A 24,054-nucleotide genomic window follows, 5' to 3' on the forward strand; every position below is an offset into this window, starting at 1 on the left:
GATCGAGCGAAGCTCGGTCGGATGAGCGGTGTTCCAGCTTGGCGCCTGCTTACCCCTCACCGGGATTGCCAACCGATTTGTGAAGAACAAATCGGGGCAATCCGACCTCTCCCACAAGAAGGGGCGAAGTAAGGACGTCCCAAGAACCCTACTGCGGCTGCAACAGGCCGCCCCGCCGGCGCATAAGCAGCCAGCCCAGGCTGCACGCCAATCCGACGTTGAACATGGCCAGGCCGGAAAGCACGGCAAGCGTGCCGTGGGCTCCGGTCCACTCCATCAGCAAAGCGCCGACGGAGGGTGCTGCCGCTTGGGCGATCAGGCTCGGCATGGCGAGACGGCCCATCAGCTTCGCGTAACCCGACGAGCCGAACAGAGCAAGCGGCAGCGTTCCTCGGGCGATCGATTCGAGGCCGATGCCGGCGCCGTAGAAGCCGAGCGCCACCGGCACGACCGGCATGCCCAGCCATAGCGCCGAGACGCCGATCGCAACAAAACTCACCGACGCGAATTTGGTCCAGATCGGATGATGATAGCGCGCAATCACCATCTCGATGGCGCGCGCCGCCACCTGCGCGGGGCCAACCAAGGCGCCAAGGCCCACTGCAGCAGCGAGCGCCAGGCCGCTGGCCTGCAGGATCGTCAGCAGATGCACCGACAGCGTCGAGGAAATCACCGCCGCAAGCGTGAGGGTGGTGGCAAGCAAGATCATGATCGGCAAGGACGAATTGCCCACCGGAGCGGCTTTTGCTGTTTGTCTCGGTTCGGTCCTGGCGCTCCGCGGCATCTCGCGCGGAACAACGAGGAGATAGAGCGGAAGCGCGAGCAGCAGCTGTACGGCGGCGTAGATCAGGCAGGTGCCGCGCCAGCCGAGTTCCCCCATCAGCAAGGCCGAAATCGGCCAGCAGATGGTGCTGGCCAAGCCGCCAAACAGGGTCAGCGTGGTGATGGCGGAGCGCGCGCTCGTGCCGTAGCGGCGGCCCAGCGTCGCGAACGCAGCGTCGTAGAGCCCCGCCCCCATACCCAACCCGACCACCAGCCAGGCGGCGATATACGCGGCAAGGTTCGGCGCGGCCGCCAGGCCGAGCTGGCCGACGCCGATGCAGACTGCGCTGAAGGCAAGCGCGTTGCGGCCGCCACGCCGTTCGATCGACGAGCCGACGCGCGGCGAGATCAGACCGGCGACAAGCAGCCCCAGCGACAGGCCGCCGACGACCCATGCCAGCGGCCAGCCGGTGTCGGCAGCGACCGCCGGCGCAATGACCGCCGGCAGATAGTAGGAGGAGCCCCATGCCATGATCTGCGTCAGGCCAAGCACGGTGATGATCGTGCCGCGGCTGCGCACGCCAACCATTGCAGGCGGTAGCAAGTTCACGCGGCGACACCGCAGCCGCAACCGCCCTTGCCGACGGCCTTCGCCTCGGCGTCGGCGACGCAGCAGGCATCCACCTCCGCCTCCGCCGGGCCGCCGCAGCAGCCTCTGGAGGCAGTACCAATCCCAGATATCGAAACCGGCACCGTGCAGACCCCGGTTTCGGGCAGCACCAGTTGCACGGCGTCGGCGGACACGATGTCGCCGGCAAGTGCTGCCGCGACCGAGCGGACCTGCTCGTAGCCGGTCAGCAGCAGGAAGGTCGGCGCGCGGCCATAGCTCTTGATGCCGACCGTGTAGAAACCCGGCTCGGGGTGGCTGAGCTCGCGATGACCATGCGGGGGCACGTCGCCGCAGGAATGCTCGTTGGGATCGATGAGCGGCCCCAGCGCCTTGACGCCTTCGAGCCACGGATCGAGGTCGAGCCGAAGCTCCCTGGTCAGCGTGAGATCGGGCCGCTGTCCGGTCGCCGCGATGATGCGGTCGACAGGACCGATCTGGCGCAAACCGTCTTTGGTCTCGCCCTCGACGATCAGGCGACCTTCTTGCGCCGCGCGGATGGCGACGGTGGCAAAGCCGGTCACCAGCGGGGCGCGCCCGCTTTCGGTCAGTTCGCGCACCTCGGCGCCGAGCTCGCCGCGCGCCGGCAGCTGGTCGGCGTCACCGCCGCCATAGATGCGCACCAGATCGGTGCCGCGCGTCGTCCAGATGAAATCCGTGCCCGGCTCGATATCCGCCAGCCTGGCGAGATCGAGCAAGGCGTTGGCCGCCGAATGGCCGGAACCGGCGACCAGCGTCGTGCGGCCGGCGTAGAGGCTGCGATCGCGGCCGAGAATGTCGGGGATGCCGTAAGCAATGCGATCGGCAAATTCCGCTTCGCCTTCGGCGGCAATGCCGCCGGCGCCGAGCGGGTTTGGCGTCTGCCATGTGCCCGAGGCATCGATGACGGCGCGGGCGCTGTCTCGCCTTGTGCCATTGGCGGTCTCGACCACGAGCATGAACGGCCGCGTCTCACGTCCCCTGCTCCGCACCTTGTCGGCACCCCAGCGCGAGATGCCGACGACGCGGGCACCGGTTTCAATCGACGGCGCAAGCTCCGGAAGCCTGGCAAGCGGTTCGAGGTAGCGACCGACGAGATCGTCGGCGGTGGGAAACGCCTCGCGGTCCGGCATCCGCCAGCCATGGCGTTCAAGCAGCTTCCTCGTCGCCTGGTCGACACAGTAACGCCAGGGCGTAAATATTCGGACATGACCCCAATCCCTGAGGCTGGACGCAACGGCGCTGCCGGCCTCGTAGAGCTTCACTGGCAGGCCCTGCTCAAGCAAATGTACCGCTGCCGCGAGGCCGACCGGACCGGCACCGATGACAGCGATAGGGAGATCGTTTCGCGTGGTCATTTCCATATCTTCCATCCTTCCGGGATTATCGAAATATCAGGCAAAAAAGAGAGGTTACGCCGCCGCTTCCGCCTCAGCCGGATTGCAGCCGGCATCGGCGCAGCATTCGTCGGCAAGGAAGCCGATCAGATCCTGCATGATGGGGTAGTTGGCGCGGCAGATCAGAGTCGTCGCCTGCCGCTCCTGGGTGACAAGGCCGGTCAGGATGAGCCGGTGCAGATGATGCGACAGCGTCGAGGCGGCGATGCCGAGGCTTTCCTGCAGATAGCCGACCGGCCTGCCCGCATCGCCGGCCCTAACCAGGACGCGATAGAGGTTCAGCCGCGTCGGGTTGCCGAGCGCTTCGAGCTGTCTGGCTGCTTGTTCGAGTTTCATGGAAATAGGAATAACCGAATTACATCCGTGTCGTCAAGCTAATTTCGAACAATGTGGAAATATGCATGGCTGGCTTGGGGATGCTATAAACGTCGCCATAGAGCCAGATACAGGGTCGCCAATCCTACGCACTGTTTCGGCGGCAGGTGAGCATGGAGAGCGAAACCACAACCATCGTCCTGGGCATCCCCATTCCGTCCATCGATCCGGTCTTTCTGGCTATTGTCGGCGTCCATGTTCTGTTCGGGCTTGCCGCCGTGATCACTGGCGCTGTCGCGATGCTCACTCAAAAGGGGCGGGGCCGGCACTCGAATTTCGGGATCATTTACTTCTGGTGCCTGTTCGGCGTGTTCGTCACCATGAGCGCTCTGTCGCTCATGCGTTGGGCGGAAAACTACCACCTGTTCACGCTGGGGGCTGTTTCTTTCACGTCCGCGTGTTTCGGACGCACTGCCGCCCGGCGGCGCTGGCGCCAATGGCCCAGGCTGCATCTCACCGGCATGGGCACATCCTACATCGTGATGCTTACCGCCTTCTACGTCGATAACGGCAAGAACCTGCCCCTTTGGAAGGAGCTTCCGGATATTGCGTTTTGGGTTCTGCCCAGCGCGATCGGAATGCCGATAATCCTCTATGCCTTGTTTCGGCACCCGCTGGTTCTGGACTTCGATCGCTCACGAGCGGCGATCGTCAGGTCCGCAAATTCAGACTGAGCCCGACCGCCGTTCGGCATTATTTCAGACGACCCGCTTGCCCTCGGCATCGATCACAACCTCGCCGTCCTCCTTGGTGAAAGGGCCGATATCCGGGTTGGGCAGGATATCGAGAACCGCCTCCGACGGCCTTGCCAGAATGGTGCCAAGCGGCGTCACCACGATCGGCCGGTTGATCAGGATCGGATGCGCCAGCATGAAATCGATGATCTCTTCGTCGCTCCATTTGGGATCGCCAAGGTTGAGCTCGGCATAGGGCGTTCCCTTTTCGCGCAGCAATTCGCGTGGCGTCATCCCCATCGCCGCGATCAGCTCGACCAGCTTTTCGCGTGACGGCGGGTTCTTCAGATATTCGATCACTTCCGGCTCCTCGCCGGACTGGCGGATGATGGCCAGCGTGTTGCGCGAGGTGCCGCAATCGGGGTTGTGATAGATGGTGATGGTCATTCGGCAGCTCTCATTTTGGTTTCGGCAAGCAGCCAGCCGGCCAGCGCCATGGCAAGCAGCGCTCCGACAAGCTCGGCGATAATGAAGGCAGGGACATCGAGCGGTCGGATCCCGGCGAAGGTGTTGGAGAAGGCACGCGCGATGGCGACCGCTGGGTTGGCAAACGAGGTCGAGGCGGTGAACCAGTAGGCTGATGTGATGTAGAGCCCGACCAGCCAGGGAATTGCGTCACCGCGAAAGCGCAGGCCGGCAAGTATGGTGAAGACCAGGCCGAAGGCGGCCACCAATTCCGCGATCCACTGCCCGTTTCCGGTCCGCACATTCTCGGAGATCTGAAGGATCGGCAGTTCGAACATAGCGTGCGCCAGAAACGTTCCCGCGATGCCACCCACAATTTGGGCGACAACGTAAGCCAATGCTGCACTGGCTTCGGTCTCACGTCGGAGCGCGAACACCAGCGTCACCGCCGGGTTGAAGTGGGCACCGGAAATCGGGCCAATTGTGGTGATCAGCACCACCAGGATCGCTCCGGTCGGAACGGTGTTGCCGAGCAGGGCCAGCGCCACATCGTCGGTCAGCCGGTCGGCCATGATGCCCGAGCCGACGACGGCGGCAACCAGGATGGCGGTGCCGAGCGCTTCGGCGACGAGGCGGCGGGACAAGTCAAATTTCATGTTGCTCAGCCGGCCTTGGGAAGGTTGCGGCCGATCTCGTCCAGCCGCTGCTGCAAAGCGAGCCTGTCGACCATGTCCATCGGCAGGCTGACGAAGATCGAGATCCGGTTGTTGAGCATGCGGTAGGCCTCGGCAAAAGCCAGATGCTTTTCAGCATCGGTGCCTTCGACGGCAGCGGGGTCGGGCACGCCCCAATGCGCCGTCATCGGCTGTCCCGGCCAGATCGGACAGGATTCGTTGGCGGCATTGTCGCAGACGGTGAATACGAAATTGATCTCCGGCGCGCCCGGTACCGCAAACTCTTCCCAGCTCTTCGAGCGGGCAAAGGACGTGTCGTGGTTGAGGGTCTTCAGAAGCTGAAGCGCAAAGGGATGGACCTCTTCCTTCGGCTGCGACCCGGCCGAAAAAGCCCTGAACTTGCCGGCGCCGAGACGGTTCAGAATCGCTTCAGCGAGGATCGACCGCGCCGAATTGCCGGTGCACAAAAACAAGACATTGTAGATCTGATCGCTCATGGCTTCCTCCCTTAACACTTGCCTTAACAGTTGCAGGTCACAGCCTGGATGACCGGCTGGCAAAGCTCCGGCGCGCCGTTGCAGCAATCCTCCATGAGATAAGCGAGCAAGTCGCGAAAACCGGTCATGTCGGCGACGTAGCGGATGCTGCGCCCTTCGCGCTCGGCGCGGACCAGCCCGGCATGGTCTAGAACTTTCAGGTGCGCTGACATGGTGTTCTGGATGATGCCCAGCCGCGAGGCGATCTCGCCGGCCGGCAGCCCGGCTGCCCCGGTGCGCACCAGCAGCCGGAAAACCTCCAGCCTGGTGTCCTGGCCGAGTGCCGCAAGCGCGCGAAGGGCTGTTGTCTTGTCCATATATCCATAAATCCGGAATTGAGGATGTTATCGTCGCGATGTGACAGTTGGATGACGGCGCGCGAGAGATATCAGCTAATGCCTCAGGCTGTGTAGAAAGCGCCCGCGCAGGGCCTGCATGTTGTCACTTCCTGCGTTCGATCAGCTCTGCTAAGCACCATCAGCGGGATCTAGCGTCCGCTTTCGACCCCTGAGCTGACTCGTTCGCCCCCGGTCGAATTCACGCCCATGACCCGAAGCGGTCCGTCCTGATCATCCGGATGTGGGGCGCCTTCGGATGGAACTTTGCCCTTCGCGTGCCGTGGTTGAGCCAGATCCAGACATTCCGACATAGCGAAGTTTGACCGTGCGTTGCCCACTAATCTTGATATTGCCACGGCTGTCTATCCAGTCTGGTGGCGCTCGTCGCTCACAGAGGCCTCGCGGTGAAACAAGTCGAGATTGCAGTTCTCCAAAATCCGTGAGATTCTTCAAAAAGTCGCACGAAAATAGCGTGCGAACAACAAAGCGCCCCAACGTTTTCGGCGGGCATCCAAGCGCATCACAGGTCGTGCCCCTGATTGTCGGTCGGGCTGCTTAACCCGCCAAGGGAGGACGACAATGACTGTACGGCCAGACCGGACTTTCCACGCGACTGCCAAACTCGCAATGCAGGCGCCAGTCGAAAATTTTGCCTACACTTTGATGTTGAGTCCCGACTTCTCTCAGCCTGATGGACTAGCAATAGTTGACGTAAACTCGAAGTCGAAGGACTACGGCAAGGTCGTCCATAGCGTGATCATGCCGAACAAGGGCGACGAGTTTCACCATTTCGGCTGGAACGCGTGCTCTTCGGCCCTTTCGCCGCTGAACGGTCACCCGTTTCTCGAGCGCCGCTTTCTGATCATTCCAGGTATTCGATCCTCGCGCATCTACGTTATAGACACCAAGGGCGGACCGACCAAAGCCAAGATCCACAAGGTCATCGAGCCAGAAGAAGTGTTTGCCAAGACGGGCTATTCTAGGCCTCACACGATTCACTGCGGTCCGGAAGGTATTTATGTCTCGACGCTTGGGGGCGGTGGCCCTGACGGAACCGACGGACCTCCCGGCATCTTTGTCATGGATTGCGAGACGTTCGATGTCATAGGGCGCTATGAGATCGGTCGCGGGCAACAGGACAAGCAGTATGATTTCTGGTGGAATCTGCCGCGCGACTACATGGTGTCGAGCGAGTGGGCACTTCCGCCCCAGTTCGAGAAGGGCATCGTCCCGGAAGATCTCCTGTCGAACAAATACGGACACCGGGTGCATTTCTGGGATTTGCGCGAACGCAGGAACGTGCAGACCATTGATCTGGGAGCCAATCACCAGATGGCACTGGAAGTCCGGCCCGCCCATGACCCGGTAAAGGAATACGGTTTCCTTGGAGTGGTCGTTGACACGACAAACCTTGAGGGATCGATCTGGACATGGTGGCGCGAGGACGGCAAATTCCATTGCGAAAAGACAGCGACTATCCCGCCAGAGGCAGCTGCGAAAGATGACCTGCCGCCGCTTTTGCAGGGCTTCGAGGCCGTCCCGCCGCTGGTAACCGACATAGACCTGTCGCTCGATGACCGCTTCCTCTACGTATCCTGCTGGGGCACCGGAGAGATGCGCCAATACGATGTAACCGACCCGATGAAGCCTAGGCTTGCAGGGTCCGTCCATATTGGCGGCATCACGGGCAAGACCAAGCATCCCGGCGGCGGCGACTACAGGGGCGGACCGCAGATGGTCGAGATCAGCCGCGACGGCAAACGCGTTTACTGGACCAACTCCCTGTATTCGACCTGGGACGACCAGTTCTATCCCGACGGTATCCCGGCAGCCATGGTCAAGGCCAACGTTGGAGAGAACGGTGGGATCAGCCTGGACAAGGACTTTTATGTGAAGTTCCCCGAGGGGTATCGCTCGCACCAGATTCGCCTGGAAGGCGGCGATTGCTCGACGGATTCATTTTGCTATCCGTCGGTGTAACCGACTGCTCGGGTCAATGAAGCGATGAACGAGTGGACGACGGCCGGTCTCTGGCTGGCCGTCATCGCCAGCGGAATTTATCACGGCGTCAATCCCGGCATGGGCTGGCCGTTGGCCGTCTCGGCCGGACTGTTGGACAGACGTGCCGGCGAATTGTTCCGGGCGCTTGGCCTTTTGGCAATTGGCCACTTTGTGGCGATGATCGGTATCCTGCTGCCCTTCGGCGCGATGCTGACACTGATTTTCTGGGAACGACAGATCCGCATCACGGCGGGATTGATCGTGATCGCAGCCGGGATCTATCTCCTGATCAACCGGCGCCACCCGCGAATCCTTGCCCGTATCCCGCCGGCGCAACTGGCCTTGTGGTCCTTCGCGGCCGCTACCGCGCATGGCGCCGGGCTGATGCTGGTGCCGATTTATCTGGGCCTGTGCCAGGCCGGGGAATTGGATGTTGGACACCAAGCGGCGGCCACGCTCATGACCGGCAATCTGATCACCGCCAACGCCGTCTCCGCGGTCCATACGGCCGCCATGATTGTAAGCGGCGGCGTTATCGCCATTGTCGTCTATCGATGGCTAGGACCCAAATTCATCTCACAAAGCTGGTTCAATCTCGACATTGTATGGGCCGTGAGCCTGATCCTGGTGGGGGCAATTGGGATCGCGAGTATCGCATTCGCACGGTAAGTTATATGCATTGGCAAAGGAATTTTCCCTTTCTGCGAATGTCTGGAAAGGGCCGGATCGAGTCATTGGCCGGCGCCAACCTAACGGCAAACCCTGGCGCGACTGCGCCCACTAACCGGCCCGCGCCTTCGATCTACCGGGAGCCTGGTAACTCTTTCGGCTGAAAATCCTCGGCGACGCTCTCAGCCCATTGTCCTATCCGCCGAATTTGTAACGCACGCCGAGCGAGATGATGTCGACGCGGCCCTCGGCCGTACCGGCATAACGAATGTTTGCCGTCGTCTCGTCGACCGGCGCATCGTCTACGAAGAGGTGTGCATAGGCGGCGTCGATCGAAAGCCGCTCGTTCCAGTTGTAGCTCGCGCCAATGCTGGCCCAGACGCGATCTGCGTCCGGCAGGCGCATGGAGCGGTGCTCGTCCGTGGTTGGTGCGATCTCATAGCCGAGACCGGCCCGGAACGTCCAATTGGGATCGTATTTGTACTCGCCACCGAGCGAGAAGAACCATCCATCGTCGAAATCGAGTGCCAAGCTCGTGCGGGCCGGCGAACCGCCGAACGGCACGGTCTGAATGCGGCTCCAATTGGCCCACTCCATGCCGGCCATGACCGTGAAAGCGTCGTTGATGCGCTGACGCACGCCGATCGAGACGGTTTCAGGTAGCGTGATGTCGGCGGAGACCGGATAGGTTCCCGCGGATATCGTGCCGATCGGCGTAACGACGGGGATGCCGAAGGACTGGCTGCCGTTCAGCGAATGCTTGACCATCGAACGGTAGCCGATGCCGATGGTAGTACCGTCGAACGGCGTCAACGTCACGCCGGCAACGAAACCGGCATTGACGTCATCGCCCTTAAGCCGTTGCCGTGGCGGCGTGGCGGTCGGTGCGAGCGCCGTTTCGATGTCGACGTCGAAATACTCGATCTGCATGCCGATGCCGACGCTGATCATGTCATTGAGCTTGAAGCCGAGCACCGGAGTCGCGTTGATCGAGACCACCTTCGCGTCGAGATGGCTGAACATTCCGACCCATGGCGCGTGCGAAGTCGTAGCGAGGCCATAGGGCGCGGTGACGCTCAAGCCGATATAGAACTCGTCGGTGACCGGCACTGCAAAATAGCCCGCCGGCACGATGCTGGTCTCGCCAACGTTGCCGCCATTGCCTGTAATGCCCAACGCCGTAAGCGTTGAACGCGTGGGGTCGACATCAAGCTCCGAGCGCGGGAAAATGGCTGTCAGATTGCCCTCGATGGTCGTACTGGTCACCGTGGTCACCGCCGCCGGATTCCAGAACATCGAGCTGATCGAATCGCCCGGCGCTGCCATGCCGGCAAAGCTCGAGCCCTGTCCGTAGGCGGATTGCTCGCGGACCGCAAAGCCCCCGGCCTCCGCCGTCGCGACCTCCGCTACCATCGCCACTATCGTCGAAACAAAGGATATTGCGCGCATCTCGCTACTCTCGATGGCCGCCGGCGCATCGAGGCGACGGCAGTGTCACGTCAGAAGATGTAGAAGATCGGAAGCTGTTGTTGGTGTCGACGGCAGGCGGCCAGCACTTCTGGCACGTCAATGACGGAATGAGAGCAAATCCAAGTGCCCTACTTGCCAAACCGTCACGGACAAAATGGCTCAGGCGCATTCAGAGGTCCCCCTCTGCATCATCCAGCCAAGCCCACCTTGTTATGAAGGTGAATTATCATTGCGTACCAATCAATTGTTTTTTGACCCGAACCGGCATTGCGTCTTGCTGTGTGACGCATCGGCCACAGAGCCACCAACTGATGAGAGTTCGCCGAAGTCATCTTTGCCTGAAAAACCTCCCCGGCCATCCCCGAAGAGAACGGCAGGAGGCCAAAAGCTGTGCATTTGAACGCGAAATGCGGAGCAACTGGTAAATCGGTACGTGCGCTTTTGATGCGGAGTGGCCATCCTGATCCAACGGCGCCAGCGGCCTGAAATGGCGCTACCTGCTCGTTCCGATCGACGAGACGAATGGCAACAGTCCACCCAAAGCCGGCCTACGCGCCCAAAACCCGCCGGTGGTCTGCCAGCACCTCGTCGATGACCCGCCAGGATCGTTCCGCCTCGCGCTGGTTGCCGTCATATCCAGAAGCGGTGATCAGGGCTTTCCACAGCGCCCAGCCGCGGCCGCGAGCCCAGGTTTGCTCGTCAAGGGGAAGCGCATCGCGGAACGCCTGGCGGCTCTCGCCGGAAAATCCTGTCCAAGCGATCACCAGGTCGCAGGCGGGATCGCCGACGGCCGAACTGCCGAAATCGATGATGCCGCAGAGCTTGCCGTCCTCAACGAGCAGATTGCCCCAGGCGACGTCGCCATGGACCCAGACCGGAGGGCGCTGCCACTCAGAGCCAAGTGCTGCAGCCCACAGCACCTTGGCGGCAGCGGTGTCGATGCGGCCCGCGAGCGCCGAAAGTGCTGCGCGGGTCTCGGCGTCGTAGACCGAAAGCTGGCCACCGCGATGGAAGTTATGCTGGCCCGCCGGCGGGCCGCCGGTAGCGTCGACGCGGTAGAGGGCAACAAGAAAACCGGCCAGCGAGCGGGCGAACCGGGTGGGGTCGGCAATCAGGTCGGCCGTAGCCGGCGTGCCGCGAAGCCAGCGATAGACGGACCAGGGCCAGGAATAGCCTTGCGCGGGCGCGCCTTTGGCCAGCGGCACGGGTATCGGCAGCGGCAACAGCGGCGCAAGCCGGGGCAGCCAGCGATGCTCTTTCTCGACCTGGGCAACGTAGGCTGCCGCACTCGGCAGGCGCACCGACATGTCATCGCCCAGCCGGAAGGTGCGGTTGTCCCAGCCGCCCGGCTCGACCGGTATCACCGGCAGGCCCGCCCACTCGGGAAACTGAGCGGCAACCAGCCGGCGGACAAGTCCGGAATCTATCGATAGTGCGGGTTCCATTTCACCTCTGTGCCTGCTCTTCAATGATAATCTTCGATGCCGGCGGGACCGCGTCCTGCTCTGCCCTGGCATGACAACGGCGGGGAGGCAACAGATGCCCACCCCTCTTGCGGCCGCGGCGACATGTGTTCGGGACATGGGCAGTTGGTAATTGCCCCCACTTCGTCCAAGACACGGACGATGATCCAAGGCCTGCAGCCTTACCGCTGCCAACCAGCTTTCCTCAGCAGGTGCGCCATCTCGTCCGCCCAATGCGGATTGCGCAGTCTGAGCGGTCCCAAGGCATCGCCTGAAGGATTTTCTATCTCGCGCATCAGCTCAACGCACGATCCGGCTTCCGGCAGGCGGCCGAGCGAGACGTAGCAGCAGGCGAGTGTTTCATAGATAGGCCGCCACGCGGGACCGACCTTGCGCGCCTTGATGGCCGCGGCAAGCGCCTCGTTTGCCTGCCCTGCAAACAGGTAAGCGAGTGCCAGAATATTGAACCATACGAAATTCTGCGGATCGTGCGGGTTCAGCAAAAGACCGTGTTCGAGCGGCGCTATCGCTTCGGATGCGCTGCCGCGGAAGAGCTGCCCCATTCCCATCGCCAGATGGCCAAGGGCGAAACTTGGGCTGATCTCGATCGCCGTTTCCGCGGCAAGGACGGCCTGTTCCGGCGCATTGGCGTAGGTGCTGCAAATGGCCAGTGCGTAATGCGAATAGGGGTTCTTCTCGTCGAGCCGAACCGCCTTCAAGGCCGCGTCCAGGCCTTCCCGGATATCCTGTGCCGGTTTGTCGCTCCAGCCGTAAGCGACGATGCCGGCGCTGACGCGGCCGAGCCAGAGATGGGCTTCCGCGAGTTCAGGATCAAGCCGGCACGCCTCGCGAAACAGCCCGCGGGCGCGCAAGTGAGTCTGCCGGCCGACATGGTGAAAATGCCAGGTACCTTGCCGCACCAGGTCCCAGGCCGTCGCGTTTCCACTGCTGCGTGCAGTGGCTGGAAGTGACTCCGTCCTGAGCAGTTCGGGCTCGATCGCTCCTGCCACCCGCTCGGCTATGGCGTCCTGGACGGCGAATACCTCAGTAATCTCCATCTCGTATCGCTCGGCCCAGATCTGGTTGGCCGAGGCGGCATCGACCAGTTGCGCCGAGACCCGGATGTGCTGGCCGGATCGGCGCACGCTGCCTTCCAGCACATAGCGGACGCCAAGCTCGCGGGCCACCTGTTTGGAGTCGACCGATTTGTCCTTGTAGACGAAGCTGGAACCGTGCCCAATCACCCGGAACCACCGGAACCTCGTCAGCGCTGTGATGATGTCCTCGGTGATGCCGTCGGCCAGATAGGCCTGTTGCTTGTCGTCGCCGACATTGGCGAACGGCAGGACCGCAATCGACGGTCTTTCGGGGAGGCTCGCCGGCTGGCCGGGGCTTGGCAGCGCGCCGTCTGCAACGGCATTCAGTACGCGGACGCTGCCGGCGAAACGATATCCGGTGCGGGGGACCGTCGCGATCCACTGGCTGCCGTCCGGCTGTGGGCCGAGCAGCTTGCGCAGTGCCGCAATCTGCACCGAGAGATTGCTCTCCTCGACAACCGTATCGGACCATGCCGCTTCCATGAGCATCGTCTTGCTCAGCACCTGCGTCGGTGCCTCCAGCAGGGCCTGAAGCAACGCCAAACCCTTTTGCCCGACCGCTACTGGCCTGCCCTCGCGAACAAGGGCCCTGCGCGGCACATCGAACACGAACGGGCCGAACGCGAAGCATCGCGGTGCTGAAGTATCTCGCTTCCCGGCTTCGGAAGAATTCGGAACTTTTCGCCTCCCCTTTAAGGACTTGGGCTGGACGCGCGGCCATTCTGGTCATCTTCGCACAGACTAACACAAATGGAGGTCGAAATGACGATGTTGAAGCTACCGGCCGCAGCGGACAATGCTGGGTCCAGCGACGGAAAGGCTGTGGTCGTCAGGGGTGGCGAGGCTTACCGGGCCGAACAGGGATCGGACTATCTGCCGGGCATCAGTTCTGAGACGGTCGGAGCCAAGGCGCTTTGGCTTGGCGTCGCCTCAATCCCGCCGGGGAAGCGTACCAAGGCCCACGTCCACGCGCGTCACGAAACAGCATTTTATATGCTGAGCGGCGACGAGTTGGAAATGTGGAGCGGCGACGAACTCCAGTTTCGCGACGTCGTCCATCCTGGCGACTACCTCTATATTCCGGCCAATGTGCTCCACGTTGCCGTGAACCGGGCAAGCCAGCCGGCCGTCTTCATCGGCGCCCGCAACGAACCGACTGCACAGGAAAGCGTCGTTCTGTTCCCGGAGATGGACAACCGGGTGCCATGATTTTGGCCGCGCCGGCGCCAGCCCGCTTGATCGACGCAACAGTTAATCGATGAGGGTCCCATGTCACGTATCGAAGCAAAACTCGACGAGATGGACTTGGTTTTGCCGGAACCTCTGTTGGTGCCAAGCGGCCTCCGAATGCCGTTCGCCTGGGTTCGCATCCGCGGCAAACGCGCGTTCGTCTCCGGACACGTTCCACAGAATGCGGATGGCAGTCTGGCGCAACCGCTTGGGAAGGTGGGGGCGGATGTCACTCCGGAAGAAGGCTATCAGGCGGCCCGGCTAGTGGCACTTGGTCATTTGGCCAGCCTCAAGCGCGCGCTCGGCGATCTTGATCGCGTCACAGCCTGGCTGCGGGTTTTTGCGATGGTCAATGTTGCACCCGGCTTCGATCAAACGCCGCGCGTCACCAACGGGTACTCAGATCTCATTCTGGAGCTTTACGGAGCAGACGTGGGTATGCACGCGCGCTCATCGATTGGCATGATGATCCCGCTGAACGCTCCAGTAAATTGTGAAGCCGAAGTGGAGGTCGACGGCGGATGACGCGCCCAGCTCGTCGCCGGTTTTTGTGCCACTCCCAGGATTCGCGTCCTGATTGATGGAGACCTGCCAGAACGAGGTGCTCACCCCTTCACCCCGCCCGCGGTGAGGCCGGAGATGATCTTGCGCTGGAAGATGAGGACGAGGATGACGAGCGGCACGGTGACGATCACCGATGCCGCCATGATGTTACCCCATGGGATCTCGAACTGCGAGCTTCCGGAGAGCAGCGCGATCGCCACCGGCACGGTTCGCTGCTCGTTGCTGGAGGTGAACGTCAGAGCGAAGAGGAACTCGTTCCACGCGCCGATGAAGGCGAGCAGCCCAGTGGTCGCCAGCGCCGGCCACATCAGCGGCAGAAAGACGCGTGTGATGATGATCCACGGCGTCGCGCCGTCGATGATCGCCGCCTCCTCGATCTCGAGCGGCAGATCGCGAACGAAGGCGGTGAGCACCCAGACGGTGAACGGCAGCGTGAAGATCATATACGAGAAGATCAGCGCGAAGAGCGAGTTGTAGAGGCCGAAGGTGCGGATCAGTTCGAAGAGGCCGGCCAGCACCGCCAATGGCGGGAACATCGAGACGGACAGGATGATGAACAGCAGAGCAGAGCGGCCGCGGAAGCGGATGCGCGCAAGCGCATAGGCGGCGGTGACGCCGAGGAACAGCGAAATGGCGACGACGGCGCTCGAGACAAACAGCGAGTTCAAGAGGTTGCGCAGGAAAGTGCCCTCGGTGAGGACGTTCCTGTAATTGCTGAAGCTGATCATCTTCGGCCAGTAGTCGACCTCGAAGAGCACCGTCCCCGATTTCAGGCTGGTGACGATGGCGTAGTAGAACGGGAACACCGCGACGACGACGATGACGGCGACGAGGAGATAGAATGCCGTGCGCTTGACGATCCACATGGTCAATGGCCGCCGCATCAGTAACCCCTGTCCAGTCTTACCCGGCCCAGCCACAGGACCAGCATGGTCAGCAAAGCGAGGATGGCGAAGAGCAGCGTCGAGGCGGCGGAACCGTAGGCGAACTTGTCGAACTCGAACAGGTTCTCGCGGGCAAACACCGACATCGACTTGGTCTGCACATTGTTCGGCGTCAGCACGTAGATCAGGTCGAAGATGCGCAGCGCATCGAGACCGCGGAAGATCACGGCCACCATCAGTGCCGGCCGGATAAGCGGTAGGGTCACCCTCCAGAAAACCCGCCACGGGCTGACGCCGTCGAGCTTGGCGACCTCGAAGATCTCCTGCGGCAGCATCTGCAGCGCGGCAAGGATGAGAAGCGCCATGAACGGTGTCGTCTTCCAGATATCGACGATGAGGACGGCGAACATCGCCGTATCGGCGTTGGCCGTCCAGGCGATCTTGGTGCTGATCAGGCCGAGCCTGAGAAGGACATCGTTGATGATGCCGAACTGGTCGTTGAGCATCCACTGCCACATCTTTGCCGAGACGATGGTCGGGATCGTCCAGGGGATGAGGATGGCGGCGCGCACGATGCCGCGGCCGCGGAATTCGGCGTTGAGCACCAGGGCTACGATCATGCCGAGGATCGTCTCGCAGGTCACCGATATCACCGCGAAGCGCAAAGTGTTCCAGACTGCGCGCCACCAGACCGGATCGACGAGCAAGCCGTCATAGATGACCCGGCCGCTCGGCATTTGCAGGATCGAGAAATAGTTGGCGAAGCCGATCCACCGACTGGCTTCGAGGTCGGCCAGCGAGGCGTCTGTGAAGCTGAAATAGATCGTGCGCAGGAGCGGCCAGCCGGCAACGGCGGCAAGCACGATCAGCATCGGGGCAAGGAACAGCCACGCCGAGCGCGCGCGCTGACGCATCAGCTGCGGGCGCCGGCGCGGCGAGGTCACCAGGCGGCGCCCTTGAGCTTGGTCAAGGATACTTCGAGATCGGCAAGGTTGTCGGCAGCCGTGCCCTCGCCGGATATGGTCTTGTGGACGGCGGTCCAGAACTGGCTCGATACCTCGTTGTAGCGGACCTTGGCCTGGGCCGAGGGACGTGGCACCGCGTTGAGGAAGACCTCCTTCCAGCGCGGAATGACCGGCTGTTTCCTGGCGATGTCGGCATCGTCATAGAGCGCCTGGATGGTCGGCAGGTATGACGCGTTCAAGGCGCGGTATTTCTGCATCTCGGGAGACGCGATCCATTTGACCAGTTCGATCGCGGCATCCGGGTTCTTCGAATATTTGGAAACCGCGAGGTTCCAGCCGCCAAGCGTTGCAGCGGGGCGGGCGCCCTCACCCGACCCCGGCGGCAGCGTGGTCACGTCGAACTTGCCTTTGATGGGCGAGCCTTCGCTTTCGCCGAGCGAATAGGCGTAGGGCCAGTTGCGCATGAAGACAGCGTTGCCGGTCTGCCAGACACCGCGTGACTCTTCCTCCTGGTAGGCCAGAACGCCGGGAGGCGAGATGGTTCCCACCCAGCCCCTGGCCATTTCGAGGGCGGCGGCCGCTTTCGGGTTGTTGATCGAAATGGTGCCGTCAGGCTCGACGATCTGGCCGCCGCCGTTCGACATCACCCATTCGAGCGCGTCGCAGGTCAGCCCCTCATAGGCGTTGCCCTGGAAGACGAAGCCCCATATGTCCTTGTTGCCGGCCGCGCGCTCCTTGTCCATGACAAGCTTGGCGGTGTCGGCAAGCTCGGCCCAGGTGGCCGGGAGCTTGACGCCGTATTTGTCGAGCAGGTCCTTGCGGTAATAGAGCGCCGGAGCATCGGTGAATATCGGCAAGGCGACCAGTTTGCCATCGACTGTCTGCGACTGGATGATCTGCGGGAAATGGGCGCCAACGACATCCTTGGTCGCTTCGGTCAGGTCGACGAGCTGGCTTGCAAGCTGCGGCGCCCAGATGACATCCGTCTGGTAGACATCGATGTCGCTGTTGCCGGCGGCGAGCCAGAGCCTGTACTGGCCGAACTGATCCGTCGTCGAGGGCGGCATCGGAACGACGGTGACCTTGTTGCCGGTCTTCTTCTCGTATTGATCGAGTATCTCGCGAAGGACTTTCTGGCCAACACCGGTATCGCCCGACACCATGGAGAGATCGACAGCCCTGGCCGGGCCGGCCGCCAGAACGGCACCTAGGGCAAACGCAAGAAATGCGTGAGGAAACTTCATGATGGTGGACCTCCCTTTGGAGCTCAGCCCGGGCGCCGGAGATGGACAAGCCAAAGCCTGCACCTTCCTCCACGCCGGCCGCTCACAAGACGCGCATTCGCCCTCCCCGCATTGAACTGCAAAGATACGCGTTGGGTTCCCAACACAAAGCGTCGGTAACTGTTACGTCATCTTGCGGACGCATCCTGACGCATCCTGTTGGAGCGCACGTCGGTGCCGGACGTTTCGGTCCACGACGAACCCTATCAACCGGCGGCACACTCTGCAGGGCATCACGATGTTGTGGGCAGTTGCACCAGCTGACCCCTGGCCATCCTGGGTAGATCGTGCCGTATCCCTTCGTTTGAGAGCAGCGGCCCCGGTGCGCTCGACCGTGCAGTTATCCGTTGTGAAGCCTTGCTACGGCTTGGAGCCTCCTCATCGCCCGCCGCGGTCACCGGCGCCAAAACGGCTTCGCGATCTCAGCCTCGATCTGCTGCATTGTCAGCCCGATATCGTCGATCAGTTCGGGGGTGTCGTTCGCCAGCCGTGCCAATTCCCAGCGGAAATAGCTGCGTTCGCGCCAGGCCGAGATGAGGTTTCCCAAGGCCGCCAGGGTATAGGCCCGGCCCGCCGCCTCGGCCGGCCGTGCAGCGTGATCGGCGTTCGATGCGCGGGTGAGAATGGCGTTCATCATTTCCTCCTGTCGCCCGTTCGCGGCCGCTTCTGGCCCGAACGATGCGGCAACTATGCGGGAAGCGATGCCCGGCGTAATTAAGCGGCGCTGAATAGTTCCGAAAACTTCCAAAGCGGCTATACATATCCTATGCAGGGACTTCGTTTTGCCTTTGGTCCGTTCGTTTTGAATGCCGAGGCGGGAACGCTGCTTCGGCAGGAAATTCCTGTTGCGGTCGGTCATCGCGGATTGCTGCTCCTGGCGGCGTTCGCGAGGCGCCCCAACGAAGTGCTGACCAAATCCGATTTGATGGAAGCGGCATGGCCGGGGGCAGTCGTCGAGGAGGGCAATCTCACGGTTCAGATTGCTCTTCTTAGGAAGCTTCTCGGCCCGGCGCCCGATGGCCACGAGTGGATCGCGACGGTCCCGCGTGTGGGATATCGGTTCATCGCAGAGGTCGAAACGATCGGAGGTCTGCAGAAGAGACCGTTGTCACTGCCCGGCAAGCCGTCGATAGCCGTGCTGCCCTTCGCCAATGTCAGTAACGAGCCCGAGCAGGAATCCTTCGCGGATGGGTTGACCGAAGACCTGATCACCGACCTGTCCCGGATTTCCGGCCTTTTCGTCATCGCGCGCAATTCGGCCTTCGCCTACAAGGGCAAGGCGATGGATGTGCGCGGGATCGCACAGGACCTTGGCGTGCGCTATCTGCTGGAGGGCAGCGCGAGGCGCGTCGCGGGACGCGTGCGCATCAACGCACAACTGGTCGACGCGGTGAGTGGCGATCATCTGTGGGCGGAACGCTTCGATCGCAGCCTGGAAGATATCTTTGCCGTTCAGGACGAGGTCACCGGCAAGATCGTGGAGGCATTGCTCGGCCGACTGCGCGCGCCGCCGCCGCGCAACCGGCCAAAAAATCTCGAGGCTCACGATCTCTGCGTGCGGGCGCGCAAGCTGATCGATGATTCGCCGCAGACGGCGCGGGAAGCGCATCTGATGCTCACGCGCGCGGTTTCGCTCGATCCCGAATACGCCGAGGCCTATCGCTGGCTTGCCATGAACCACTGGATGGGATGGGTGCATTGGGGCGAACCGATGGAACCAACCCGCAGCCTCGCCATGGAGCTGGCGCGGAAGGCGGTAGCGCTCGATCCCAACGATGCCGGCTGCCGCTGGGTCCTGGCTAACCTGCTTGCATATGAGCGCAGCTTCGCCGAGGCGGATGCGGAATTCGCCAAGGCGATCGAGCTCGACCCGAACGAGGCCGACACCTGGGCGACGCTGTCCGACATCTCTGTGCTGGCCGGCCGGGTCGAGGAGGGCCTCGAGCAGATTCGCAAGGGGTTCCGGCTCAACCCGTTTCCGGCAAGTTGGTACTATCTGACGCTCGGCCAGGCGCAATATGCGGCTGGCGAGTACGAGGCCGCTGTCGAGACGCTGCGCAGGGACGAGACTTATCGCACAAGTTCACGCCGGTTCCTGGCGGCAAGCCTTGCCCAACTGGGGCGGCTCGACGAGGCGCGCGCGGAGGTCGAACTGTTCCTCGTCAGCAATCCGCATTTCACAATCCGCCACTGGGCCACGACAGAGCCATTCCGCGACGCTACGACGCTCGAGCATTTTGTCGACGGCTATCGCAAGGCAGGCCTGCCGGAATGACGGGTCGTCAAACCTTCGGCAAACGACCGGGGCTTCAGTTCACAAATCTATCGGCGAAACTCGACCGTCGTCATTACTTCGTGTTTGCTGGTACATATTCCATGCCCAAGACGCCATTGGTGAAGGGCGTCGCCGAGATCAGCTCAAGTTCGTGCTGTTCACCAGGCGCGAAGAACGGCTTTCCCTGACCGAGAGCGACGGGATAGCTGAGAAGCCTGATGCGGTCGACGAGGCCGTGTCGCAGCAATTCCTGATATTGCCGCCACTGCCTTGCTTCAGCTTTCTGACCGCTTCCGGCAGTGCACCCTTCAGCAACTCGGAGGGCTTCCAATCGAGTTTTTTCAATGTCGTCGACGCAACATATTTTGGCGTGAATTGAACCTGTCGGCGAAATCTCCGGTTTCTTTGGGCCAAGAGCTGGCAAAAATTTGATATGTAGTGCGCCCCAAGAGCATGGCGCCGCTGTCTGAAAGTTCGTCATTCTTGAATTTATCCATTTCAGAGTTCCAGGTTGCCTGCGTCAACTTTTCGACGTCGGCAATGCCATCAACGCTGATGAATTCGGTGACGATAATTTTCCTCATTTCGCTCCCCATTTGTTAGAGAGATCGAGTGGATGCGGTGCCGACGATGTTGGCCAGCAGGGCGGCGGATTTGAGGTACCAATTGCGCGGCACCTGTATGTCGGCCTCCACCCCTTACGGACATCCCGACCGAGGCTCTACCCACGCGTCTCCTACGCCTTGCGCTCCCAACGCCGGTCGGGCGTCTGCTGCCAGTAGGTCACCGCGTGGCCGGCATCCTTCATCACCTTCCAATGCACGCGCGCCGCCTCGAGTTGGGCCGCATCGTGGCCGTCGAACAGGAACACGGCGCGTTCATAGGAGCCAAGCTCCGGCGGCACCGCGCCGTCGACGAGGAAGCGGATCTGCGCCTGGTTGGGATTGTCCTGGCCGGTGGTCAAAAGGATCGGCTGCTCGGCAAGATGGGCCTCGCGGTCCGTCGCATGGGCCAGGAAAGAATCGTCCCTGAAAGTCCACAGATGTTGGTCGAGCGCGTCGCGCCGCTCCTCGGTGCCGGTCTGCACCACGGCGCGCCAGCCGCGATCGACGCTGCGCTCGAGCAGGCCGGGCAGAGCATCCTCCAGCGTCGATTCGGTCAAATGATAAAACAAGACGTCGGCCATGGCGTCAGCCTACACCGTCTGCAGCCGGTCACTGTTCATAATGGTCGCGCACCAGTCGGTCGAGCAGCCGAACGCCGAAGCCGGAACCCCATGACTGGTTGATCTCGTTGGGCGGCGAGCCCATGGCGGTGCCGGCGATGTCGAGATGCGCCCACGGCGTCTCCTTGACGAAGCGCTGCAGGAATTGCGCGGCGATGATGGCGCCGCCATAGCGGCCACCGATATTCTTCATGTCGGCGTTCTTGGAATCGATCAGCTTGTCGTATTCGGCGCCGAGCGGCATGCGCCATAGCCGTTCCTGCGTCGCCTGCCCGGCACTGGTCAGCCTGTCCGCCAGCTCGTCATTGTTGGAGAACAGGCCGGCATAATGCTGGCCGAGCGCCACCATGATGGCGCCGGTGAGCGTCGCCAGGTTGACCATGAATTTCGGCTTGAAGCGGTCGTTGCAGTACCACAGCGCATCGGCCAGCACGAGGCGGCCCTCGGCATCGGTGTTGAGCACCTCGATCGTCTGGCCCGACATCGAGGTGACGATGTCGCCGGGGCGCTGGGCGTGGCCGTCGACGGCGTTTTCCACAAGCCCGATGACGCCGACGATATTGGCCTTGGCCTTGCGCGCGGCCAGCGCGTGCATCAGCCCGGTGACGGCGGCCGCACCGCCCATGTCGCCCTTCATGTCCTCCATGCCGGAGGCCGGCTTCATCGAATTGCCACCGGTGTCGAATGTGACGCCCTTGCCGACGAAGGCGACCGGACTGTCCTTGGCTTTGCCGCCATTCCACTGCATGACGGCCATGCGGGCGCCGCGCGGTGAGCCTTGCGCGACGCCGAGCAGCGAGCCCATGCCGAGTTTTTTCATCTCCTTCTCGGTCAGGATCTCGACCTTGACGCCGATCGCCTCGAGTTCGCTGGCGCGCGCGGCAAATTCCACTGGCCCCAGCGCATTGGCCGGCTCGTTGACCAGATCGCGCGCCAGAAGCACGCCGTCGATCACCGCCGCCTCATCGGCGAAAGCCTTCTTCGCCGCCGCCGGGTCGGCGGTGTGGATGGTCACCTTGGCCGGCTTCTTCGGCTCGTTCTTCTTGCCGTCGCGCTGGTCGTCGTCCTTGTCCTTTTTCGTCTTGTACTTGTCGAAGGCATAGGCGCGCAGAAGGATGCCTGCGGCAAAGCTGGCCGCCTGACCGCCGCCGATCGCGGCGCCCGGCACATCGAGCACGACGGCCACTTCGGTCGCCTTACGCAGCGACCCGGCAACAGTGCCGCCAAGCTTCAGCAATGCATGGTCGTCGAGGCCGGAGACCTTGCCGGCACCAACCGCCACAAGCCGGTCGAGCGACGCCCCCTCCGGCGCCAGCACTTCCACGAGACTGGCGAACTTGCCGGAAAAATCGGCCACCGGAAACGCCCGCTGGAGCGTTTTTGCCGGATCGCAGGCCTTCGCCGCCTCGCCAAGGCCGCCGTCGTCGGCCGCCAGCACGAAGACGCTGCCTTTTTTTGGCGCGGCGAATTTGGCGAAGGTGATCGAAGGTTTCAAAGTCATCATGTCCTGCTTTCGGGAACGGCGTTGGTTTCTTCGAGGAAGCGCGTTGAAGATACGCGACATTTGGTCGTTTTCCGCCAGGGAATGCCACCCCTCTTTTTTCGGATATTGATTTTGTTGGTCTTTTTGCCGGTTTTGCCCCGACTATTTTCCGTTGGCGATTCGGGCGGCGATCGCGCTCGCCTGGATGCGGGCGTTGGCAAAACAGCCGCGGATGCTCGGCCGCATGCCGGTGAACCACAGGCCGGGCAGTTTCGGATCCGTCTCGCCGCCATTGAACAGCGGAACGCCCTTGCCGTCGAGGACGCCGAGCTTGCCGACCATTTGCTCGAGCCCGGTGCGATAGCCGGTCGCGGCAATGACGATATCGGGCGCTATCAGCGTTCCGTCGTCGAGGATGACACCGTCGCGGGTAAATTCGCGCACCTGGGGCACGACGATGATCCTGCCTGCCTTGATGGCGTCGACGGCGCCGTCGTCGGATGCGATTGCCGTGTAGTCCGAGCCCAGGCGGCTGGCGCCGCCCGAAGGCGCGGGCGGCAGGCCGAGTTTCGTCAGATCGCCGAAGACGAGGCGCTGCGTTACCGCCATCACCGCATCTGCGATCCGCACCGGCAGGCGCGCCAGGAACGGCGAAAACCGGTGGACCGCGATCTTGCTGATGCGCTTGGGCAGAAGCGAGGGACCGTTGCGGGCCGACAACCAGATTTGCGCGGTATTCGCATGAGCCAGATGATTGAGGGCGTCGAAGCCTGAATTGCCGGCGCCGACGACCAGCACCTTCTTGCCGGCATAGTCTGTTGCCGCGCCGAAGTCCGCCGAATGGATGATCCGGCCGGCAAAGTCCGCCATGCCCTTCCACCGCGGAACGAACGGCACCCGGTCACGCCCGGTGGCGACGACGACGTGGCGCGCCAGACGAGGCCCCGCACTGGTCCGCACCCTCCAATGGTCGCCTTCGAAGGCGATCTCCTCGACGGTGACGCCGAACTCGACCGGCAGACCGTGCGCCTGGCTGTAATCGTTCAGGTGGCGGATGACCGCTGTCCTGTGCGGAAAGGCCGGTGTCCCGGCAGGATAGAAGACACCGGGCAATTCGGAAAGGTCGCGATGCGTGTTGAGGTGGAGCCGTTCGTGCCGCCGGTGCCAGGGCTCGGCCAGCCGGCTTTCCCTTTCCAGCACGACGGTCGGCATGCCGGCCCTGATCAGCGCATGGGCGGCAGCCAGTCCCGCCGCGCCGGCTCCGATCACGATCACGCCACGGAAAACCGCGTCCTGGCCGGTTCGACTGTGCAATTGCCCCGCTCCCATGTCCTGACCTGTTGCGATCACGGCGGCCTGGTGTCCCGAACCGCCCTAGTGCTCCGAATCGGAAGACACTGGCAACCTCTTGATTTCCAGTGTCGTTTTGATCTCGGATCCCGCTTCGAACTCGATATCGAAATCAAGCGAACTTCGAAATCGCGACACGAGCGCGGCCGGCGCGACATTTGGTCGTTTTGCGGCATTTGGCAAGACTTCGCCGAAATCGCATCCTATATGCGCGCTTGAACCAATAAC

Annotated in this window: 25 protein-coding genes; 6 read left to right on the forward strand and 19 right to left on the reverse strand. The window is 62.4% G+C overall.

Features of this window, described 5'->3' with window-relative positions; genetic code table 11:
• Positions 1-148 precede the first annotated feature (148 nt).
• The 3 genes from EN859_RS03075 to EN859_RS03085 are packed head-to-tail and all read right to left on the reverse strand — an operon-like array spanning position 149 to position 3,141.
• Positions 149-1,351 carry an MFS transporter gene (locus EN859_RS03075; RefSeq protein WP_127851798.1) on the reverse strand — a complete coding sequence of 401 codons (1,203 nt, stop codon included), beginning with the start codon at positions 1,349-1,351 and terminating at the stop codon, positions 149-151.
• A 17-nt stretch (positions 1,352-1,368) separates the two neighbouring features.
• Positions 1,369-2,766 carry an FAD-dependent oxidoreductase gene (locus EN859_RS03080; RefSeq protein WP_127851477.1) on the reverse strand — a complete coding sequence of 466 codons (1,398 nt, stop codon included), beginning with the start codon at positions 2,764-2,766 and terminating at the stop codon, positions 1,369-1,371.
• A 54-nt stretch (positions 2,767-2,820) separates the two neighbouring features.
• A complete protein-coding gene (locus EN859_RS03085) occupies positions 2,821-3,141 on the reverse strand; it encodes a metalloregulator ArsR/SmtB family transcription factor (protein ID WP_127851478.1) in 321 nt (106 codons plus the stop codon).
• Positions 3,142-3,293: 152 nt separating this feature from the next.
• Between EN859_RS03085 and EN859_RS03090 the strand changes: the two genes are divergently transcribed.
• Complete coding sequence (locus EN859_RS03090) at positions 3,294-3,854, forward strand: DUF2306 domain-containing protein (protein ID WP_189501655.1); 561 nt, start codon at positions 3,294-3,296, stop codon at positions 3,852-3,854.
• Between the two features lie 24 nt (positions 3,855-3,878).
• On the opposite strand, the gene arsC is transcribed toward EN859_RS03090, so the two are convergent.
• From arsC to EN859_RS03110, 4 genes are read right to left on the reverse strand one after another with little or no spacing between them, the layout of a single operon-like run.
• The gene (gene arsC, locus EN859_RS03095) at positions 3,879-4,301 is read right to left on the reverse strand and encodes an arsenate reductase (glutaredoxin) (RefSeq protein WP_127851479.1); all 423 of its coding nucleotides are present in this window, start codon (positions 4,299-4,301) and stop codon (positions 3,879-3,881) included.
• Positions 4,298-4,975 carry an MIP/aquaporin family protein gene (locus EN859_RS03100; RefSeq protein WP_127851480.1) on the reverse strand — a complete coding sequence of 226 codons (678 nt, stop codon included), beginning with the start codon at positions 4,973-4,975 and terminating at the stop codon, positions 4,298-4,300. The genes arsC and EN859_RS03100 overlap by 4 nt, the downstream gene beginning before the upstream one ends.
• Positions 4,976-4,980: 5 nt before the next feature.
• Entirely contained in the window at positions 4,981-5,490 is a 510-nt protein-coding gene (locus tag EN859_RS03105; RefSeq protein ID WP_127851481.1) for an arsenate reductase ArsC, read from the reverse strand.
• 23 nt (positions 5,491-5,513) lie between these two features.
• A complete protein-coding gene (locus tag EN859_RS03110) occupies positions 5,514-5,846 on the reverse strand; it encodes a metalloregulator ArsR/SmtB family transcription factor (RefSeq protein WP_127851482.1) in 333 nt (110 codons plus the stop codon).
• A gap of 600 nt (positions 5,847-6,446) precedes the next feature.
• Between EN859_RS03110 and EN859_RS03115 the strand changes: the two genes are divergently transcribed.
• Together EN859_RS03115 and EN859_RS03120 are read left to right on the forward strand one after the other, a co-directional pair.
• Entirely contained in the window at positions 6,447-7,847 is a 1,401-nt protein-coding gene (locus EN859_RS03115) for a selenium-binding protein SBP56-related protein (protein WP_127851483.1), read from the forward strand.
• 24 nt (positions 7,848-7,871) lie between these two features.
• Positions 7,872-8,537: a hypothetical protein gene (locus EN859_RS03120; RefSeq protein ID WP_127851484.1), complete on the forward strand. Its 666-nt coding sequence runs from the start codon at positions 7,872-7,874 to the stop codon at positions 8,535-8,537.
• Between the two features lie 195 nt (positions 8,538-8,732).
• On the opposite strand, the gene EN859_RS03125 is transcribed toward EN859_RS03120, so the two are convergent.
• The 3 genes from EN859_RS03125 to EN859_RS03135 form a co-directional block, all read right to left on the reverse strand.
• Positions 8,733-9,950, reverse strand: a complete 1,218-nt coding sequence (locus EN859_RS03125) for a porin (protein ID WP_189501656.1) — start codon at positions 9,948-9,950, stop codon at positions 8,733-8,735.
• 605 nt (positions 9,951-10,555) lie between these two features.
• Entirely contained in the window at positions 10,556-11,452 is an 897-nt protein-coding gene (locus EN859_RS03130) for an aminoglycoside phosphotransferase family protein (protein WP_127851486.1), read from the reverse strand.
• A 200-nt stretch (positions 11,453-11,652) separates the two neighbouring features.
• Positions 11,653-13,176, reverse strand: coding sequence for a winged helix-turn-helix domain-containing protein (locus tag EN859_RS03135; RefSeq protein WP_127851487.1), 1,524 nt, complete (start codon positions 13,174-13,176; stop codon positions 11,653-11,655).
• Between the two features lie 159 nt (positions 13,177-13,335).
• Between EN859_RS03135 and EN859_RS03140 the strand changes: the two genes are divergently transcribed.
• Both EN859_RS03140 and EN859_RS03145 read left to right on the forward strand, forming a co-directional pair.
• Complete coding sequence (locus tag EN859_RS03140) at positions 13,336-13,776, forward strand: cupin domain-containing protein (protein WP_127851799.1); 441 nt, start codon at positions 13,336-13,338, stop codon at positions 13,774-13,776.
• Positions 13,777-13,836: 60 nt separating this feature from the next.
• Positions 13,837-14,322 (forward strand): RidA family protein, encoded by a 486-nt coding sequence (locus EN859_RS03145; RefSeq protein ID WP_127851488.1) that lies wholly within the window; start codon positions 13,837-13,839, stop codon positions 14,320-14,322.
• A gap of 80 nt (positions 14,323-14,402) precedes the next feature.
• Here EN859_RS03145 and EN859_RS03150 read toward each other — a convergent pair whose 3' ends face one another.
• The 4 genes from EN859_RS03150 to EN859_RS39020 form a co-directional block, all read right to left on the reverse strand.
• A complete protein-coding gene (locus EN859_RS03150) occupies positions 14,403-15,227 on the reverse strand; it encodes a carbohydrate ABC transporter permease (protein ID WP_127851800.1) in 825 nt (274 codons plus the stop codon).
• Between the two features lie 17 nt (positions 15,228-15,244).
• Entirely contained in the window at positions 15,245-16,159 is a 915-nt protein-coding gene (locus EN859_RS03155) for a sugar ABC transporter permease (RefSeq protein ID WP_127851801.1), read from the reverse strand.
• A gap of 26 nt (positions 16,160-16,185) precedes the next feature.
• A complete protein-coding gene (locus EN859_RS03160; protein ID WP_127851489.1) occupies positions 16,186-17,454 on the reverse strand; it encodes an ABC transporter substrate-binding protein in 1,269 nt (422 codons plus the stop codon).
• A 433-nt stretch (positions 17,455-17,887) separates the two neighbouring features.
• Complete coding sequence (locus tag EN859_RS39020; RefSeq protein ID WP_245525482.1) at positions 17,888-18,352, reverse strand: hypothetical protein; 465 nt, start codon at positions 18,350-18,352, stop codon at positions 17,888-17,890.
• On the opposite strand from EN859_RS39020, the gene EN859_RS03170 reads away from it, so the two are divergent.
• Positions 18,260-19,768, forward strand: a complete 1,509-nt coding sequence (locus EN859_RS03170; protein WP_127851491.1) for a winged helix-turn-helix domain-containing tetratricopeptide repeat protein — start codon at positions 18,260-18,262, stop codon at positions 19,766-19,768. The genes EN859_RS39020 and EN859_RS03170 overlap by 93 nt on opposite strands.
• A 73-nt stretch (positions 19,769-19,841) precedes the next feature.
• On the opposite strand, the gene EN859_RS39025 is transcribed toward EN859_RS03170, so the two are convergent.
• From EN859_RS39025 to EN859_RS03190, 5 genes are all read right to left on the reverse strand, one after another.
• Entirely contained in the window at positions 19,842-20,015 is a 174-nt protein-coding gene (locus EN859_RS39025) for a dihydrofolate reductase family protein (RefSeq protein ID WP_245525455.1), read from the reverse strand.
• A gap of 94 nt (positions 20,016-20,109) precedes the next feature.
• Complete coding sequence (locus EN859_RS39030) at positions 20,110-20,352, reverse strand: dihydrofolate reductase family protein (RefSeq protein WP_245525456.1); 243 nt, start codon at positions 20,350-20,352, stop codon at positions 20,110-20,112.
• 152 nt (positions 20,353-20,504) lie between these two features.
• Positions 20,505-20,954: a DNA polymerase III subunit chi gene (locus tag EN859_RS03180; RefSeq protein ID WP_127851492.1), complete on the reverse strand. Its 450-nt coding sequence runs from the start codon at positions 20,952-20,954 to the stop codon at positions 20,505-20,507.
• A 28-nt stretch (positions 20,955-20,982) separates the two neighbouring features.
• Complete coding sequence (locus EN859_RS03185; protein WP_127851802.1) at positions 20,983-22,494, reverse strand: leucyl aminopeptidase; 1,512 nt, start codon at positions 22,492-22,494, stop codon at positions 20,983-20,985.
• Positions 22,495-22,638: 144 nt separating this feature from the next.
• Positions 22,639-23,805 (reverse strand): NAD(P)/FAD-dependent oxidoreductase, encoded by a 1,167-nt coding sequence (locus EN859_RS03190; RefSeq protein ID WP_127851803.1) that lies wholly within the window; start codon positions 23,803-23,805, stop codon positions 22,639-22,641.
• Positions 23,806-24,054 lie beyond the last annotated feature (249 nt).

Origin of the sequence: Mesorhizobium sp. M00.F.Ca.ET.216.01.1.1 (assembly GCF_004010325.2) — a bacterium.
In the GTDB taxonomy this organism is placed as follows: domain Bacteria; phylum Pseudomonadota; class Alphaproteobacteria; order Rhizobiales; family Rhizobiaceae; genus Mesorhizobium.